This window comes from Pontibacter sp. FD36, from assembly GCF_015686655.1.
In the GTDB taxonomy this organism is placed as follows: Bacteria; Bacteroidota; Bacteroidia; order Cytophagales; family Hymenobacteraceae; genus Pontibacter.
Map to the genome: position 1 here is coordinate 445,855 of NZ_JADPMP010000001.1, position 17,020 is coordinate 462,874.

Annotated in this window: 16 protein-coding genes; 9 read left to right on the plus strand and 7 right to left on the minus strand. The window is 49.6% G+C overall.

Features of this window, described 5'->3' with window-relative positions; genetic code table 11:
- Window positions 1-83: 83 nt before the first annotated feature.
- The 5 genes from I0P70_RS02005 to I0P70_RS02025 all read left to right on the plus strand — a co-directional run bounded on the left by I0P70_RS02005 (window position 84) and on the right by I0P70_RS02025 (window position 5,684).
- Window positions 84-1,373 carry a DUF2851 family protein gene (locus tag I0P70_RS02005; protein ID WP_196114523.1) on the plus strand — a complete coding sequence of 430 codons (1,290 nt, stop codon included), beginning with the start codon at window positions 84-86 and terminating at the stop codon, window positions 1,371-1,373.
- On the plus strand, window positions 1,370-2,713 hold the full coding sequence (locus I0P70_RS02010) for a hypothetical protein (RefSeq protein ID WP_196114524.1): 1,344 nt from the start codon (window positions 1,370-1,372) through the stop codon (window positions 2,711-2,713). The genes I0P70_RS02005 and I0P70_RS02010 overlap by 4 nt, the downstream gene beginning before the upstream one ends.
- 40 nt (window positions 2,714-2,753) lie before the next feature.
- The gene (locus I0P70_RS02015; RefSeq protein ID WP_196114525.1) at window positions 2,754-3,389 is read left to right on the plus strand and encodes a NeuD/PglB/VioB family sugar acetyltransferase; all 636 of its coding nucleotides are present in this window, start codon (window positions 2,754-2,756) and stop codon (window positions 3,387-3,389) included.
- Window positions 3,390-3,651: 262 nt separating this feature from the next.
- A complete protein-coding gene (locus tag I0P70_RS02020; protein WP_196114526.1) occupies window positions 3,652-4,620 on the plus strand; it encodes a rhodanese-related sulfurtransferase in 969 nt (322 codons plus the stop codon).
- A gap of 209 nt (window positions 4,621-4,829) precedes the next feature.
- The gene (locus tag I0P70_RS02025; protein WP_196114527.1) at window positions 4,830-5,684 is read left to right on the plus strand and encodes a nucleoside phosphorylase; all 855 of its coding nucleotides are present in this window, start codon (window positions 4,830-4,832) and stop codon (window positions 5,682-5,684) included.
- 131 nt (window positions 5,685-5,815) lie between these two features.
- Here I0P70_RS02025 and I0P70_RS02030 read toward each other — a convergent pair whose 3' ends face one another.
- Together I0P70_RS02030 and I0P70_RS02035 are read right to left on the minus strand one after the other, a co-directional pair.
- A complete protein-coding gene (locus I0P70_RS02030) occupies window positions 5,816-6,115 on the minus strand; it encodes a hypothetical protein (RefSeq protein WP_196114528.1) in 300 nt (99 codons plus the stop codon).
- Window positions 6,116-6,216: 101 nt separating this feature from the next.
- Entirely contained in the window at window positions 6,217-7,227 is a 1,011-nt protein-coding gene (locus tag I0P70_RS02035) for an acyl-CoA reductase (protein ID WP_196114529.1), read from the minus strand.
- A 108-nt stretch (window positions 7,228-7,335) separates the two neighbouring features.
- Here I0P70_RS02035 and I0P70_RS02040 point away from each other — a divergent pair, with 108 nt between their 5' ends.
- Window positions 7,336-7,686, plus strand: coding sequence for a 4Fe-4S dicluster domain-containing protein (locus tag I0P70_RS02040; protein ID WP_007652581.1), 351 nt, complete (start codon window positions 7,336-7,338; stop codon window positions 7,684-7,686).
- Between the two features lie 77 nt (window positions 7,687-7,763).
- A complete protein-coding gene (locus I0P70_RS02045) occupies window positions 7,764-8,336 on the plus strand; it encodes a pentapeptide repeat-containing protein (RefSeq protein ID WP_196114530.1) in 573 nt (190 codons plus the stop codon).
- A 6-nt stretch (window positions 8,337-8,342) separates the two neighbouring features.
- Here I0P70_RS02045 and I0P70_RS02050 read toward each other — a convergent pair whose 3' ends face one another.
- Window positions 8,343-8,951, minus strand: coding sequence for a hypothetical protein (locus tag I0P70_RS02050; protein WP_196114531.1), 609 nt, complete (start codon window positions 8,949-8,951; stop codon window positions 8,343-8,345).
- Between the two features lie 291 nt (window positions 8,952-9,242).
- Here I0P70_RS02050 and I0P70_RS02055 point away from each other — a divergent pair, with 291 nt between their 5' ends.
- Entirely contained in the window at window positions 9,243-11,870 is a 2,628-nt protein-coding gene (locus tag I0P70_RS02055) for a valine--tRNA ligase (RefSeq protein WP_196114532.1), read from the plus strand.
- Between the two features lie 58 nt (window positions 11,871-11,928).
- Here the strand turns inward: I0P70_RS02055 and I0P70_RS02060 are convergent, their stop codons facing one another.
- The 4 genes from I0P70_RS02060 to I0P70_RS02075 all read right to left on the minus strand — a co-directional run bounded on the left by I0P70_RS02060 (window position 11,929) and on the right by I0P70_RS02075 (window position 16,015).
- Entirely contained in the window at window positions 11,929-12,525 is a 597-nt protein-coding gene (locus I0P70_RS02060) for a hypothetical protein (protein ID WP_196114533.1), read from the minus strand.
- Window positions 12,526-12,576: 51 nt separating this feature from the next.
- Complete coding sequence (locus I0P70_RS02065) at window positions 12,577-13,092, minus strand: hypothetical protein (protein ID WP_196114534.1); 516 nt, start codon at window positions 13,090-13,092, stop codon at window positions 12,577-12,579.
- Between the two features lie 176 nt (window positions 13,093-13,268).
- The gene (locus I0P70_RS02070; RefSeq protein WP_196114535.1) at window positions 13,269-14,639 is read right to left on the minus strand and encodes a dihydrolipoamide acetyltransferase family protein; all 1,371 of its coding nucleotides are present in this window, start codon (window positions 14,637-14,639) and stop codon (window positions 13,269-13,271) included.
- Window positions 14,640-14,755: 116 nt separating this feature from the next.
- Window positions 14,756-16,015 carry a competence/damage-inducible protein A gene (locus I0P70_RS02075; protein ID WP_196114536.1) on the minus strand — a complete coding sequence of 420 codons (1,260 nt, stop codon included), beginning with the start codon at window positions 16,013-16,015 and terminating at the stop codon, window positions 14,756-14,758.
- Between the two features lie 146 nt (window positions 16,016-16,161).
- On the opposite strand from I0P70_RS02075, the gene I0P70_RS02080 reads away from it, so the two are divergent.
- Window positions 16,162-16,893, plus strand: coding sequence for a DUF4197 domain-containing protein (locus I0P70_RS02080; protein WP_196114537.1), 732 nt, complete (start codon window positions 16,162-16,164; stop codon window positions 16,891-16,893).
- Window positions 16,894-17,020: the final 127 nt, after the last annotated feature.

Here is a 17,020-nt window from a genome sequence, read left to right on the forward strand (position 1 = left end):
TAAGGCTGCAAAGATATGAAAGTTTAGGAGTAAACTCCCAAATCCTTCCTCCGTAGTACATAACCAACTCACAACCACCCACCATGAAAGAAGAGTTCCTGCACTACATCTGGCAGCATCAGTATTTCGACAAAACCGATCTGTTGACGGTAGAGGGGGAGCCGGTGCAGGTGCTGCGTGTGGGAATGTACAACACCGATGCAGGACCTGATTTCAAAGAGGTGATTATCCGGGTAGGGGAGGTGGAGTGGTCGGGGAGTGTGGAGATTCACCTGCGGGGCTCCGACTGGCGACGGCATCAGCACCAACTCGACTTTAAGTACAATCAAGTGGTGCTGCATGTGGTGTGGGAGGCCGACGAAGCTGTGCGTCGCACCGATGGCAGCCTCATACCTACGCTCGAGCTGAAAGACCGTGTGAACACATCCATGCTGCAAACCTACGAGCAACTGCGTCGTGCGCCTTATGCTATACCTTGTGCCGGCTTTTGGTCACAGGTGCCGGACATCACCAAAACCATGATGCTGGGTCGTGCCCTCACTGAGCGACTGGAGCTAAAAGGGGAGGAGGTGCTGCAGGTATACCAGCAGCTCGGCAATGACTGGGAAGCCACCGCTTTTCAGGTGCTGTGCAAGGCCTTTGGCTTTAAAATCAATCAGGATCCTTTTGAAAGATTGGCACGGTCACTACCTATTCAGGTAGTGCGCAAACATCAGCAGAATTTGTTTCAATTGGAGGCGTTGCTGTTCGGGCAGGCTGGTTTTTTGGAGGATCCTACAGATGAATACAGCAGCACTTTAGCTAAAGAATACACCTACCTCAGCCGAAAATTTAGCCTGCAAGAACTGGCTATACCTCGCCATCACTGGAACTTCCTGCGCATGCGTCCCGCTAATTTTCCGACCGTGCGACTGGCGCAACTGGCTGCCTTACTTCACAAACACAAAAGTCTGTTTTCCACGATCATCCGAACCGAGGGTGTCAGGAACTACGATGCACTGTGGCAGGCGCCGGTATCTGCTTATTGGCAAAAACATTATACCTTTGGAGCGGAGTCGCGGGCGGTACAGGTGCAACTTGGCAAATCGAGTGCACAGAACCTGACCATCAATGTGGCAGCACCCCTGTTAGCAGCTTATGCCGTGCATACCGATCAGCTGGAGCACCTCGACAAGGCAGTAGACTTGCTTGAAAAGGTGAAAGAAGCCAGCAATCGTATCACGCGGCAGTATGAGGAGTTGGGTTGGAAAGCCGCTTCCGCCGCCGATAACCAGGCCGCCCTAGGACTCTACAAACGCTACTGCCAGCCAGTCAACTGCCTGCGCTGCGCCATTGGCAACAAGATTATGAAGCAAAATCTACCAACTACGTGAGTATATTAATTTACGGCCTGAACCTGCTGGTGCTGGCTGGGCTAATTTGGTGGCTCTGGAAACAGAACTGGAAAACCGGATTGCGTCCTTACTTTTTCCCGACACTGCTGCTCAAGCTTGCCTGCGGGCTGCTGATCGGAGTGCTGAGCTTTTACGTGTTCGACAAAGGCGATACGCAGCTCTATTACAAGCGTGCCCTCATGATTACTGACCTGGCGCATGAGCAAGGTATAGGAAGTTATTTGCATTACCTCTTTTCTAACGACCCAGGTGGCACACCGCTGGAGGGTTTGCAAAAGCCATTTTATGAAAGTGCCTGGAACATGCCCCGGCTGTTGAGCGTGCCCATGCTGCTGACGAATGACAACTACTACCTCAGTTCGTTGTATCTGTCGCTGTTCAGCTTTGCCGGACTTTGGTTCTTTGTGAATGCACTGGCCCGGTATTTTCCAACAACCGCTATACCTGCCGTCGTAGCTTTTCTGGTATTTCCATCTGTGGTTTACTGGTCTTCGGGTGTTCTGAAAGAGAGTGTGTTGATGGGCGGGATGGGACTGTTGCTGGGCAGTAGCTTATACCTACTGTTTGGAAAATTGAAACGCAAACCGATACTATACCTGTTGCTGACGGTTCTGGGGCTATACCTAGTCTGGCTCGTGAAATACTTTGTAGCAGTGGCCCTTGCGCTGACGGTGGCTTTAGCATTGCTTCTGAAACTGATCTTCTATAACCCGAAACTGGCACATATCCACTGGCTTATGAAGGGACTTGCCTTGCTGGTGCTGTTCTCAGGTATAGCCTGGCTAGGTACGCAGCTGAATCCGAATCTGAACTTGGAGACCATTCCGTATGTGGTTTACGGAAATTATCAGGTCAGCCTGCTGGCCTCGCAGGGTAAACCCCGTATCGATTTTCCGTTTTTGGAGCCGACCTATCTGAGCTTCGCGCTGCATTCACAGCTTGCTTTTATTGGCATGCTGTTTCGGCCATTTATCTGGGAGGTATACAACGTCCGTACCTTCGCAGCGGCTCTGGAAAATACACTATTGCTGGTGCTTGCCTTCGGTTTTGTCCGCGATTTGTTTGAGGCGGGACGTGTGAAGTGGCGCTATGGCTACTTGCTCACGGCAATGCTCGTTTATGTATTTGTGATGGGCGTTTTGTTAGCGTACAGTATGCCGAACCTGGGCACGCTCAACAGGTATAGAGTGGTTGTGCTGCCCTTTGTGGTATACCTGCTGCTGCTCTGTAAAACCAATAGTGAGCTGCTGCGCTACCTTTTGCCTGTTCGTCAGCGAGAGCAGGAAGAAGACGAGCCTGCACAAATCGCAGCAGATTAGCACTATTCTTTGTACCTTTGCACCTTATTTGAAATAGGCTATGCAAAATCCTGTAATTATACTTGGTGCCCAAAAATTGGGTACAGCAGCTCTCGATATATTCAACAGCAACAATGTAGTTGTGTATTGCTTCCTCGACGACAGCAAGGACCTGCAGCAGCAGGAACTGAACAACGTGTCGGTAATGAGCAGCACGGAGGACAGTGAATTCCTGAAACTGATCGGCAAAAAATGCGACGTGTTTGTAGCCGTAGAGGATTCTGCCGCCCGCAAAGGTCTCATCAAGATGCTGAAAGACGAGTACAAAGTAGTGCCTGTCAATGCGATTCATAAGTTCAGCGCGGTATCAGAATTTGCCTGGTTGGGCCACGGCAACATGATCGGGGCGGGTGCCATCGTGAATAACAATGCGAAGATTGGTAACTATAACGTGATCGAATCCCGTGCGCTGGTTGATACCAAAGCCGAGATTGGTGATAACGTGCAGATCGGCGCAGGTGCAGTGATCAATTCCGAAGTGATAGTAGAAGATGGTGCCTTTATCGGTACAGGCGCTGTGATCGTCTCAGGCGTGAAGATCGGCAAGAACGCCCGCGTAGGTGCAGGCTCTGTCGTGGTAGCCAACGTACCTGCCAAAGCTACTGTGTTCGGCAACCCAGCCGCTCCGGTGAAATAAACTTTTCTGCCTGTATCTGCTGTTTCAAAACTGACATAGGTCATTTTTAGGTATAGCAGCAGGTTGTACCTTTGGCTTTTTGAATGTGTGATTGAGTGGGGGAGTGATTGGTTTCTGAATTTCCAGAAATTAATCTTGTCAGCTTGCATTTAGTGGCCCTCCAAATTAATCCTCAGAACTCTGGACTAACAATTTAACAATAGCCCCGCAGGGGCAAATAATTAATAATCAAATTTTAACACTTAGCTGAAACTAAGCAGTTATGAACAAGCCATACAGCATACTACTGTACTACTGCTACACACCGATAGCAGATCCTGAGGCGTTCCGGGAGGAGCACCATTTACTTTGCCTGGAGCTGAATCTGCTCGGCCGTATCATCATCTCTAAGGAAGGCCTGAACGGCACCGTGTCGGGTCTGAAAGAAGACTGCGACAAGTACATGGAGATCGTGAAAGCCGATCCTCGTTTCGTTAAAGTTGACTTCAAGGTTGACGAATCAGACAAGCATGCCTTTGCAAAACTGCATGTACGCACCAAAGCGGAGATCGTGCACTCTGGCCTGCTACACATCGACCCGAACGTGCGCACTGGTATACACCTGGAGCCGAAGGAGTTCAAGGAAATGAAAGACCGCGACGATGTGGTGGTGATGGACATGCGCTCAGATTATGAGTACAGCGTAGGCCGCTTCAAAAATGCCGTGACCTTGGATATTGAAAACTTTCGTGAGTTTCCGGAGAAGATCGACGCCCTGAAAGAAGAGCTGAAAGGCAAAAAAATCCTGACCTACTGCACTGGCGGCATTAAGTGTGAAAAAGCCAGTGCCTTTTTACTCGAACAGGGCTTTGAAGACGTATACCAGTTGCATGGCGGTATTATCAAGTACGGCAAAGAGGCTGGTGGCGAAGATTTCGAGGGCAAGTGCTATGTATTCGACAACCGTGTAGCGGTGGATGTGAACTCTGTAAACCCTACGGTGATCTCCAAATGCCATGTATGTGGCACTGTGGAAGACCGCATGGTGAACTGCGCCAACCCGGTGTGCAACCTGCATGTGCCGATCTGTGAGAAGTGTGGCTGGGAACTGGAAGGAGCCTGCTCAACGGAGTGCAAGGAGCACCCTGAGAAACGTCCATACGACGGCACAGGCTATTACCAGAAGAACCTGAATGGCTACAATCCACTAAAAGGATTCAACCGTCGTAAGACTTCTATCGTATCTAAGTAAGTATTCTCTAAAGCTCAGAAAAGCGTGCGCCCTACAGCCACGCTTTTCTTTGTTTATAATTCCCCTATTTAATTACTTGACAAAGCATAGCTTGATCAAAAGACAAAGGACTTTAGTGAAATCGCTGATTAGTGGTTTTCCCATCTTTTGTCCATTGGCAAATAGTCTTTCGTCCAGAAGCAGTATTTACTACGCTAAAATCAAAACCTATGGCAATTCCAGAATCAGAACTGATCATCAATAAGAACGGTACGATCTACCACCTAAACCTGCAGCCGGAGCATATCTCAGATACCATTATTACGGTTGGAGATCCAGATCGTGTGGCGATGGTAAGTAAGTATTTCGATGAGATTGAGGTGCAGATCACCAAGCGTGAGTTCGTGACGCATACCGGCTACTACAAAGGGAAGCGCATTACGGTCATCTCAACAGGTATGGGTACCGACAACATCGATATTCTGATGAACGAGCTGGACGCGCTGGTGAACATCGATTTTCAGTCACGTGAGCCGAATGAGGAGAAAATATCGTTGAAGATCGTTCGCATCGGCACTTCCGGTTCTTTGCAGTCTGATATTCCGCTGGGCAGCCATCTTGCCTCGCACCATGGCATTGGACTGGACTCACTGATGGAGTTCTACCCACTGGAGCAGGACGAAAATGAGCAAAGCATTACCAAAGCGCTGCAGGAGCAATTAGGTGTGGGTTTCCGCCCATACTGTGTGAATGGCTCCAAGAGTCTGATCGAGAAGATTGCGTTCGATATGATTCCGGGAAATACGCTAACCTGTCCAGGTTTCTATGCGCCACAGGGACGTGTGTTACGTGGTGGACTGCGCAACCCTGACCTGCTGAAGGTCTACCAGGATTTCAAGGTATGCGACTTCCGTATCACCAACTTTGAAATGGAGACAGCCGGCTACTACGCCATGGGCCGTCTGTTGGGTCACGAAATGCTCTCACTCAATGCTATCGTGGCTAACCGCATTTCACAGGAGTTCGCTACCAATGCCGAAGAGGTGATCGATAGCCTGATTGTCAAGGTGCTGGATAGGATATAGCCCAGCTAGGTATAGCGATATAAACAAAACAGCCCGCAGCGGAGTCTTATCTTCGTGTGCGGGCTGTTACGCTTTTAATGGATTTCGTTTACAGGTATAGCAATAAGTCAGGTGAGTAAGTGGATACGCCATTAGCTGTTCTCAATCTTAAGGATGGATTTTAGCGGCAGAAACGTTCCCGATTTCAGCAGCACAAACTTATCGTCATAGCACCAAACGGTGGTTTCCACTTTCTTCACATCGCCATCCTTCGTGCAGAAGGTGATAATTGCTTTGTTGCGGTAGGCGTTACCCAGAATGGTGGCGCGGTTAGCCTCGTAGTTGCGTATACTGCGGGCAGTGGGGTCCTTCAGCACATCCTCCTGGCCGAAGTGGAGCATTGGAATGCGCTCCTTTTCAATCAGACTGGCTCTCTTCTCGATCCTCTTCATAGTTATCAAAATTTAGTGTTGGCAGGTGTATAACCAGAAAACATGCCACACTATTATTTTGGTTCTAGGAAGAAGCCGATTTTAAGAGCCTAATGCTATACCTATAACTTCTGCAAAAACGCCATCGTATCCACGCCATCAGCATAGTCCCAAGGCATTGGGCACTGGGCATCGCCGAAAGGTATAGAACCCTCGAGCCAGCCATGCGCGGAAACGACGCACTGTGTCTTCTCTTTTACCGCGGCTAGTTTGTGGCGCAGGTCAGGCAGGGAGGTGAAGGTTTCGTAGAAGAGCACCGAAATAGGAGATACCAGTTGCTCGCTTGGCTGCACCAATAAGAAGCCATTGTCGAAATGATGGACCCGGTTTACGAGTAGGATCGACTTGTTGTAGTCGTAGTTGTTCTGGTATTTGTGGTGGTCCAGAATGGTTTTGTGGTGCTCGTTAGCCTCATACAGCTTGTCGAAGGTATAGCCCTCGGGTACATATACCTTGGAGACGTTGCGGCAGCCCAAACCATAGTACTGAAAAATGTCGTTGCCCAGGGCACGGAGGTCTTCTTCCTCTTCGTGGCCAGTCAGCACACCGATGCTGGTGCGGTTCTTACGGATGATGTGCGGACGCTTGGCAAAGTAGTACTCGAAGTAGCGAGCCGTATTGTCAGAGCCGGTTGCGATAATGGCATCGGCCTCTTTGAGCATATCTACGAATTCAAACTGGTTAGCAAAAGCAGGTTCTATACCTACCAGCATGCTTGAGAGACGGCGCATCAGTACATCGTCATCAGAGCTCAGCTTGGCCAGCAGGAAGTGTCCGCTTAGGAGTACCGACATAAAATCGTGGAAACCGACCATCGGAATATTGCCGGCCATCACGACGCCAACCTTTTTGGGTGTAACCTGTTTGAGGTGGTAAGGGTAAAGCCATTCACGGAGGTATTGCTCATTGAGCAGGGTAATAACACCCTGAAGAGCGGCAGAAACGCTGGCCTCGTCGAACCAAGGGTTTTTAGCTTGTGCAACAAAAGACAGGGCTTTGCGCTCATCAGGCGTCATGTCCTGCAGTTGTTTCCCTAACTTCACGAAAGCTTCGATTCTGTTTTCTAATGTCATGGCAAACCGCTGTGTTAAAATTTATTTGATACGGATACTTAATGTTCCTAATTTTGTTCGATAAATAAAGCGATACAAAAGTACTAAAAATATACAGGAGATACGATTATGGCGATAATGATCACTGATGAATGTATAAACTGTGGCGCCTGCGAACCAGAATGTCCGAATACTGCCATATACGAAGGCGGTGCGGAGTGGACCTGGGGCGGTGGCACGGAGCTCAAAGAAGTAGAGATCGACGGTGGTGAGATCATCCCCGGCGATGCGGCACAGCCTCCTATTTCGGACGAGTTCTATTACATTGTGTCAGATAAGTGTACCGAGTGCATGGGCTTCCACGAAGAGCCTCAGTGCGCCGCTGTCTGCCCGGTTGACTGCTGCGTCGACGACCCAGACTACCGCGAGACAGAAGAAGAGCTATTGGCAAAGAAAGACTGGTTGCACCAAGCCAGCTAGGTATAGACAACACCAACAGCACAAAAAACCTGTCTTTCACGGCAGGTTTTTTTTATTTTACTTAACAAGCTATACCTATGGAAGAGCAACTGCATCAGGATAAAACATTCGAAAAGATCACTTACCCAGGCAAAACCATCAAAGGGCGTGAGTTTGAGGACTGCGTGTTCAAAAACTGCGATTTTTCGAACAGTGATTTCTCCAACAATCGTTTTACTTACTGCCAGTTTATAGGCTGTAACCTGGCCATGCTGAAACTGAACAACTCAACGCTGAACAACGTGACGTTCAAAGAGTGCAAGCTCACAGGTATAAACTTCAGCGAATGCGAAGAGTTTCTGTTTACGGTGGGGTTTGAAAACTGCCTGATGGACTATACCTCTTTTCTGAGGCGCAAAATACCGAAGACGCACTTTATCAACTCTTCACTTAAAAATGCTGTGTTTGAGCAGGCGAACCTCACGAAGGCCAAGTTTGACAATACCGATCTGGCGGGAGCTATTTTTGAAAGAACGCAGCTCAACGAAGCTGATTTTAGCACTGCCTATAACTACACCATCGACCCTGAACTGAACTCCATCAAGAAAGCCAAGTTTTCGCAGGATGGGCTAGTAGGTTTGCTAACAAGGTATGATATCCGAGTCGCGTAAGGAAGATCACCACGTAATTGGATAGGTAGTCATGGATTCTTCTCGCCCGCTTTTGTAGCGAATGCGCACGGTAAATGTCCGTTCATCGGGGCTAGCGGGCTTTTCCGGAAGCATAAGAGTACCTAATCCCATTTGCATATCATCGTAATAGTTAAGCGTATTGATGTTGCTAATGGCCTGCTCAAGTGTCAAGATCTGGTTTCCTAAGTAATGATAAACCAGCACCTTTTCCGTCAGAGGTTTACCTGCTGCTATAGTATTAAAAATTTTGTCGCTGTATACTTCCACTTCTGCCACTTTATCTTTTAGAGATGTGAAGTTTGGCTCATTATCGCAACTCCAGGCATAAGAAGCAGAATAAGGCGTAAAAGCACTCCTTCGTTTCGCCTGCAATGCAGTAAATGTAAGTTCGAGAAGCAGGGTGTCGCCCACATAGACTTCGTTGGAGATCAGGTAGGAAGGGTTGGGCTGCATACCTTTGTGCATGTAGCCACTTTTGTGAGGAGTTATATGGTATAGCTTTAGCTGATAAGGTCCGGATGGATTCTCAGGGCAGCAGGCGAAAGGTATAATGCCGGTGAGGATAAGCAGTAGGAATACTGTTTTTCGGATCATGAGCATGCAGATTACTTGAGACCAGCGAATTTTACTCAATCTAACGAATATATAGGTATAAAGTGGTGATATTTAGTTTGTTTGAATGTGAAACTTAGAGGTGCGTAAGATAAACAGCCGATGCAGGAAATGAAGAGCATAACAAGCCTTTGGCAAAACGCTATACCTGATTTGTGTCTGAACAACAATCTTAAAGCTTACTGCATAACAATCTATAATTAGCAACCAACAATTAAATCAAAATCCCTAATTTTGCCAATTAGCGCAAAAAGCAGAAAAAACTAGTCTAAGATGTCGATTTCAACGAAATATAACCCCAGAGAAGTAGAAGAGAAGTGGTACAGCAGTTGGATGCAGCGTGGCTTCTTCCGTTCTACGCCTAACCCGAAAAAGGAACCTTATACCATCGTCATTCCGCCACCAAACGTGACTGGCGTGCTGCACATGGGCCATATGCTCAACAACACGATTCAGGATGTGCTGATTCGTCGTGCGCGCATGAAGGGCAAAGAGGCTTGCTGGGTGCCGGGCACCGACCACGCTTCCATCGCCACGGAGGCGAAGGTGGTGGCTATGCTGAAAGAAAAAGGCATCAACAAAGCAGACCTGACCCGCGAGGAGTTCCTGGAGCATGCCTGGGAGTGGAAAGAGAAATACGGCGGTATCATTCTGGAGCAGCTGAAGAAACTGGGTGCTTCCTGCGATTGGGACCGTACCCGCTTCACGATGGAAGACGACATGAGCGCTGCCGTGATCGAGGTATTTGTGGATCTGTACCGCAAAGGCCAGATTTACCGCGGCGTACGTATGGTAAACTGGGATCCGCAGGGCAAGACGGCTCTTTCAGACGAAGAGGTGGTGCCAAAAGACACCATGGCCAAAATGTATCACCTGAACTACGAAGTAGTAGGTGCGGCAGAGCCGACTTATATCACTGTAGCGACCTCACGTCCGGAGACGATCATGGCCGACGTAGCCGTGGCGGTAAATCCGACTGACGAGCGTTATACCCACCTGCACGGGAAATCAGTGCGTATTCCGTTACTGGGCAAAGAAATTCCGGTGATTCTGGATGAGTATGTGTCGATTGATTTTGGTACTGGTGCTCTGAAAGTAACACCGGCGCACGACCTGAACGACTACGAACTGGGCCAGAAACACCAATTGCCGACCATCGACATTCTGAACGATGATGGCACCTTGAATGAAAAGGCGCAGCTATACGTGGGACAGGACCGCTTTGCGGCTCGTCGTAACATCGTGAAAGACCTGCAAGAAGCTGGTTTGCTGGTGAAGATAGAGGAATATGCGAGCGTACTGCAGACTTCAGAGCGAACCGGTGCTGTAATCGAGCCGCGCTTGTCGATGCAGTGGTGGTGCAAAATGGATAAAATGGCGAAGCCGGCACTCGAAGCCGTGATGAACGATGAGATCCGTCTGCACCCACCGAAGTTCAAGAACATGTACCGCTCCTGGATGGAAAACGTGCACGACTGGTGTATATCGCGCCAGCTGTGGTGGGGGCAGCAGATACCTGCTTACTACTTGCCGGACGGTTCGTTTGTGGTGGCTACCAGCGCTGAAGAGGCATTGAACTTGGCCCGCAAGCAGAGCGGCAATGATAACATGCAGTTGAGCGACCTGCGACAGGACGAAGACGTGCTGGATACGTGGTTCTCTTCCTGGTTGTGGCCTATTTCGGTATTCGATGGTTTCAAAGATCCAGATAATAAGGATATTCTGTACTATTATCCGACTAATGACCTTGTGACGGCTCCTGAGATTCTGTTCTTCTGGGTGGCGCGTATGATCATGGCCGGTTTTGAGTTCCGCAATGAGTCACCGTTCCGTAACGTATACCTGACTGGTATCGTGCGCGATACGCAAGGACGTAAAATGTCGAAGCAGCTGGGTAACTCACCGGATCCGCTCGACCTGATCGATCAGTATGGCGCCGACGGTGTGCGTGCCGGTATGTTGTTCAGCTCACCGGCTGGTAACGACTTGCTATTCGACGAGAAACTGGTAGAGCAGGGCCGTAACTTCAGCAACAAGATATGGAATGCTTTCCGCCTGATCAAAGGTTGGGAAGTGGACGAAAACCTGCCATGCCCGAATGAAACGGCTATGCAGTGGTTCGACTCCCGCTTCAACGAGGCTTTCGTGCAGATCGAAGATCACTTCACGAAGTTCCGTATTTCGGATGCTTTGCTGGCAGTCTACAAACTGGTTTGGGACGACTTCTGCTCAAGCTATCTTGAGATGATCAAGTCTGCTTACCAGCAGCCGATCGACAAACAGACACTGGATACAACGATCGTATACCTGGAGAAGGTGCTGAAAGTGCTCCATCCATTCATGCCGTTCATTACAGAAGAGATCTGGCAGGACCTAAAAGAGCGTAAGGACAAGGACTTCCTGATCGTGGCGGCTTGGCCAAAGCAAGACAAGTTTGATAAGCAGCTAAATGAGAAAATGGAGAGCGTGCTTAAAGTTGTAGCCGCGATCCGTAATATCCGTAACTCGAAAAATATATCACCGAATAAGTCGCTTGATCTGGCTATCAAGGTGATGAACCAGGACGGCTACGAGGACTTCATCAGCATTATCCGCAAGCTGGCGAACATCAACGAGATCTCGCTAGTACAGGAGAATGTGGAAGGCGCTATCAGCTTCGTAGAGGCCGGTGACGAGTTCTTCATCCCGATGGAAGGCAATATTGACGTGGAAGCAGAGCGGGATCGTCTGCAGAAGGAGCTAGAGTATACCAAAGGCTTCCTAAACTCAGTGGTGAAAAAGCTGAGTAACGAGCGTTTCGTAAGCGGTGCTCCAGAAGCAGTGATTGCCAACGAGCGCAAGAAACAGGCGGATGCCGAAGCGAAGATTCATGCGATTGAGCAGAGCTTGGCATCTCTTTAAGGTATAAGCTTTACTAATGGCAGCGGCCGTTCTCGTGAGGGAACGGCCGCTGTTGTTTTTATTCCTTACTTAGATCCACCACAAAACGATCCAACTCGTCTTTTATTTTCGGCATCAGATCACTCAAGCCCTGCTTTTTCCTTGAATACATGAGTTCCACGTGGCGGTCGTCGATCTTATACTCTAGCAACCCTTGTTCGTACTCGGTGAGGTAATATAGTTTGATCAGCGCATCTGTAGTGGAAACGGCGTAAGTGCGGAACTTGAAATTGTTCTGAATACGCTGCTGGGTGGGGGCCCTGTCTTCCAGATAGCGTTGTGTTACGACTGTGTCAAGTGCCATAGTGGTTTCGATCTGGTGTATGGCCTTGATATTACCTTCGTTGAAACGCCACGTCTGTATATGGTGCTTACCTTGTTGTCTCGCGCTGTACTTGCTTTGCGATAGGTTGATGCTGGCCATGACATAGAACAGCTCCAGATCGCTTTCGATAGTCCGCATGGAGGGGCTAAGTGTAGCGTTATCGCTGATGAAAACAGAAGTGTTGGCAAGTATCCTGGCGTCTTTGCTAAGGTCCTGACCCAATTGCAAATTGTTGTCCTGGCTGAAGAGGAAGGCGAAGAGTACAGGAAACAGGAAAGAAAGTGGCGTCATAGTGCTTTGGGTTTATACCTGTTTTCCTATACTCAAATATCGTGCAGAAGGCTACAAACTGGAGCTATCCACCACTTTCCAGGTGATGTTGCCATTGTTCACTTCATAACGCAATATCATATAACCGCCGATGTGGCCGTCTTCATAATAGGCCATGGCGTAGCGGTCGTTCAGGATACGGCTGTCGCGAATTGTCATCGTACCGCCCACTACGCCCTCTTTAGGTATAAGCTGGCCCTGCTTGCGGCTCAGGTCATTCATCAGCTCCACTTCGGGGTTGCGGAGGCCTTTTTTACGGAGTTTCTGTATGTCGCTTTCGCTCAGGCTACCCATTTCGTCTACAAATTCCACACCGCTAGGAGGTACTACACTCATGGTGTCAGGCGGTAGCATCATGTCTTCCAGCGAATCGGTTTCAGCTTCTTCCTGCTCCAGTTGTTGGCCGGTTTCAGCCAGTTTGTTGTCAGCAATACGCAGACGGCTTTCAGCGTCATTTTTCTGCCAGTAAAAGTACATGGCTGCGAACAAGAAAATAGCGGCTAAAATCCAGGCAATGGCAACTCTCATAGTTTTGGTGTTGGGTTATACTTCCACATAAACGGAAGCGAAATAAAACAGATGTATCAATATTAGTAAAAAGGTATATGGAATGCTATACCTACAAAAAAGCCTGCCCCAATTTATTAAGGCAGGCTTTCTGTTTATACCTGAAGTCTTTCGTTGAAAAACTCCTTTGTCAAAAATTAGATCGTCTGGTTTACGTCGAAGTTCTCGAGGTAATCAGCTACACGGCGCACGAACATGCCACCTAGTGAGCCGTCCACTACACGGTGGTCGTAAGAGTGCGACAGGAACATAAAGTGACGAATACCGATCAGGTCGCCTTCTGTTGTCTCGATTACCGCAGGCTTCTTCTTGATAGCGCCCACGGCCATGATCGCCACTTGCGGCTGCATGATGATAGGTGTGCCCATCACGTTGCCAAATGAACCCACGTTCGACACGGTATAAGTACCGCCAGACAGATCGTCCGGAGTCAGTTTGTTCATACGGCCGCGGTTAGCCAGGTCGTTCACCTTCTTAGTCAAACCGTTCAGGTTAAGTTGGTCGGCGTTCTTGATGTTCGGCACGATCAGGTTGCCGCTTGGCAGGGCCACCGCCATACCTATATTGATATCTTTGTGACGGATGATATTGCCACCGTCCACAGACACATTGATCATCGGGAAGTCTTTGATCGCTTTGGCAATCGCGTCGATGAAGATCGGGGTAAAGGTAAGGTTTTCACCTTCACGCTTTTTGTACTCGTTCTTCCACTTGTTACGCCAGTTCACGATGTTGGTCACGTCGGCTTCTACAAACGAAGTCACGTGCGGCGATACGCGCTTGCTGTCTACCATGCGGTCAGCGATCATCTTGCGCATGCGGTCCATCTCGATGATCTCGACATTACCACTGTAAGAAGCAGCTGGCTTAGAAGCGGCTGGTGCAGCTTGGGCCTGTGGCTGAGCAGCTGGAGCGGCCTGTTGTTGCGGTACTGCGGCAGGAGCTTGCGCCTGTGGCTGGGCTTGTGGAGCGGCAGCTTGCTGCGGTGCATTTTTGCGGCTCTCTACATAAGTTAGAATGTCTTTCTTCGACACACGACCTTCTTTGCCGGTACCTGGAACGTACTCCAGTTCCTGCATTGAGATGCCTTCTTCGCGGGCAATGTTGAGCACAAGCGGAGAGTAGAAACGGCCAGAAGCTGGCTGGTCGAGTTTGGCTACAGCAGCGTCTGAAGAAGCGGCTGCAGGCTGCGCATTTGCCTGAGCGGCTGGTGCAGCAGCTGGTACTTCAGTAGCGGCCGGAGCAGCGGGAGCGGCAGTGTCTTCGCCATTGGTAGAGATGATGGCAATCGGGGCGCCTACGGCTACCACGTCACCTTCCTGTACCAGTATCTCCTTCAGTACGCCGCCCTGGATGGCAGGTACTTCCGTGTCCACTTTGTCTGTAGCTACTTCCAGCACCGATTCGTCTTGCTCGATGGAGTCACCCACGTTTTTGAGCCATTTCAGAACGGTACCTTCCATGATACTCTCGCCCATTTTGGGCATAACCATTTCTACAAGTGCCATATTTTATTTATTCGTTGTTCTATTAAGGGACAGTTTTTTGGGCCGAAAGACACAGAACAGCAAAGCCACGCTATACCTGGCGACCCGAATTTGCAAACAAAGTTAATGATTTTAGCCTATTCCTCAACCGCTATATTCAAACTTTGGCGTACGAGGTTGAGCACAGCCAAGGCAGTATACTCAATATTGAGCTGACGGTTTTTGTTGTATTGTAAAAGTTTTGCGCGGCTGCCGTGCTGGTCGGCATAGGCAATCCAGATCGTGCCGACGGGCTTTTCGGCTGTGCCGCCGTCGGGCCCGGCGATACCACTGGTGGCCACTCCAATGTCGGTATTTAGCTTCTCGCGCACGTTTTGGGCCATCTCCAGCACCGTGGCTTCGCTCACAGCGCCATGCTGTTGCAGGGTTTCGGACTTCACGCCCAATAGCTGCATTTTCACGCTGTTGTCGTAGGCCACTACACCACCCATAAAATAAGCCGAGCTGCCCGGCACACTCGTGATGCGGTGCGCCAGATAACCACCTGTGCAGCTTTCGGCTGCGGCGATGGTCAGGCCCCGTTCTTTTAGCAAAGCGCCTAAAGCTTCTTCCAAAGGCACTTCGCCATAGGCAAAAATGTGTTTCGGTACGAGAGTCGATAGTTTGCCAACTTCGGTTTTCAGTTCTGTTTCCAGCTGTTCGGCATGGTCGCTGGTACCAGTCAGGCGCAGGCGCACGCCGCCGAGGTGGGGCAGGTAGGCCAGCCGGATGTGCGCAGGCAGGCTCGTTTCCCAGTCTTCCAGCTTCTCCGCGAGCATCGACTCCGGTATACCTACCGTCTGGATGACCTTATGGATGATATGTGGGGTTTTGAAGTAGGCCTTGAGTTGTGGCAGCACCGTGTCCTCCATCATGCGCTTCATCTCAAACGGTACGCCGGGCATCGACACAAACACTTTGCCCGCATCCTCAAACCACATGCCCGGCGCGGTGCCCAGCACGTTGCGTACCGGGGTGCAGGAGGCCGGCAGAAAAGCCTGTTGCCGGTTCAGCTCCGTCAGTTCATAGCCGCGGCTCTTGAATAATTCGGTTACGTCAGCCAGCGATTGCTCGTCTAGCTGGAGCTCGGTATGAAAGTAGTCAGCCAACACGTTTTTGGTAAGATCGTCTTTGGTAGGACCAAGGCCGCCGGTAATCAGGATGATGTCAGCGCGACTGCGGGCATAATCCAGTGCCTGCACAATGTGGCTTGCTTCGTCCGAAATTGAGGTGATCTGCTTCACCCGTACACCTATTTTGGTGAGCTCCGTCCCCATCCACGCAGAGTTGGTGTCCACTATCTGCCCGTACAGGATCTCGTCGCCTACCGTAATGATTTCTGCATATACCGCTTTCATAAAATTAATTTTGGTCTGATTTGTGCGTTGCCAAGTAAAACTCATTCAAGTTAAAGATGTTCGGGCGATTTGGCGCAGGACAAGCATTATTTTCCGTAATTTTAGCCGATGCGCAGGTATAGCCTGACAAACAAAAAGCACAATCCATGAAAAAATTACTCTACACCTCACTCGTAGCCCTCACCCTGGGTGCCTCAGCCTGTACGGTGGCCGACATTCAGCGTACCGTAGATGGCGTAATGGCCGGAACCGGTGGTGGTGCTGTTACCCAGAACGAAGTAGCTTCCGGCCTGAAACAGGCGCTGGAAGTGGGCATTACCAAAGGCTCGAACCAAGCCTCGCAGACGGACGGTTTTTATAAGAACTCCCTGATCCGTATACCTTTCCCTCCGGATGTGCAAAAGGTTGAGAACACGCTTCGTCAGGTAGGTCTAGGCAAAGAAGTGGATCGCTTCGTGATGACGCTGAACCGTGGAGCTGAAGACGCAGCAAAAAGTGCTGTGCCTATCTTTGTGAACGCAATCAAGCAAATGTCTATTGCCGATGCCTGGGGCATTTTGAAAGGCGACAAAGATGCCGCCACGCAGTACCTGAAGCGTACTACCTCTACGCAGCTGCAAAATGCCTTTATGCCGGTCATCCAGCAATCACTGGAGAAGACCAATGCAACACGTTACTATACTGACCTGGTGACCCAGTACAATCAAATTCCGCTGGTGCAGAAAGTAAACCCGAACCTGGATGAGTATGCCACCCAGAAAGCCATGGATGGTTTGTTCCTGCTAATTGCACAGGAAGAGGCGAATATTCGCGAGAATCCGATCGCCCGCACAACGGAGTTGCTGCGTAGGGTGTTTGCCAAAGAAAATCAGTCCTAAGCTATACCTGTTATACCGCTTCAGAAAGCCCGTTGTATCATTTGGTACGGCGGGCTTTCTTTTTTGCAAAACATTAAAACCGGATTGAAAGTACAATACACAAAATTTTAAGAGTGAGTTAGATACG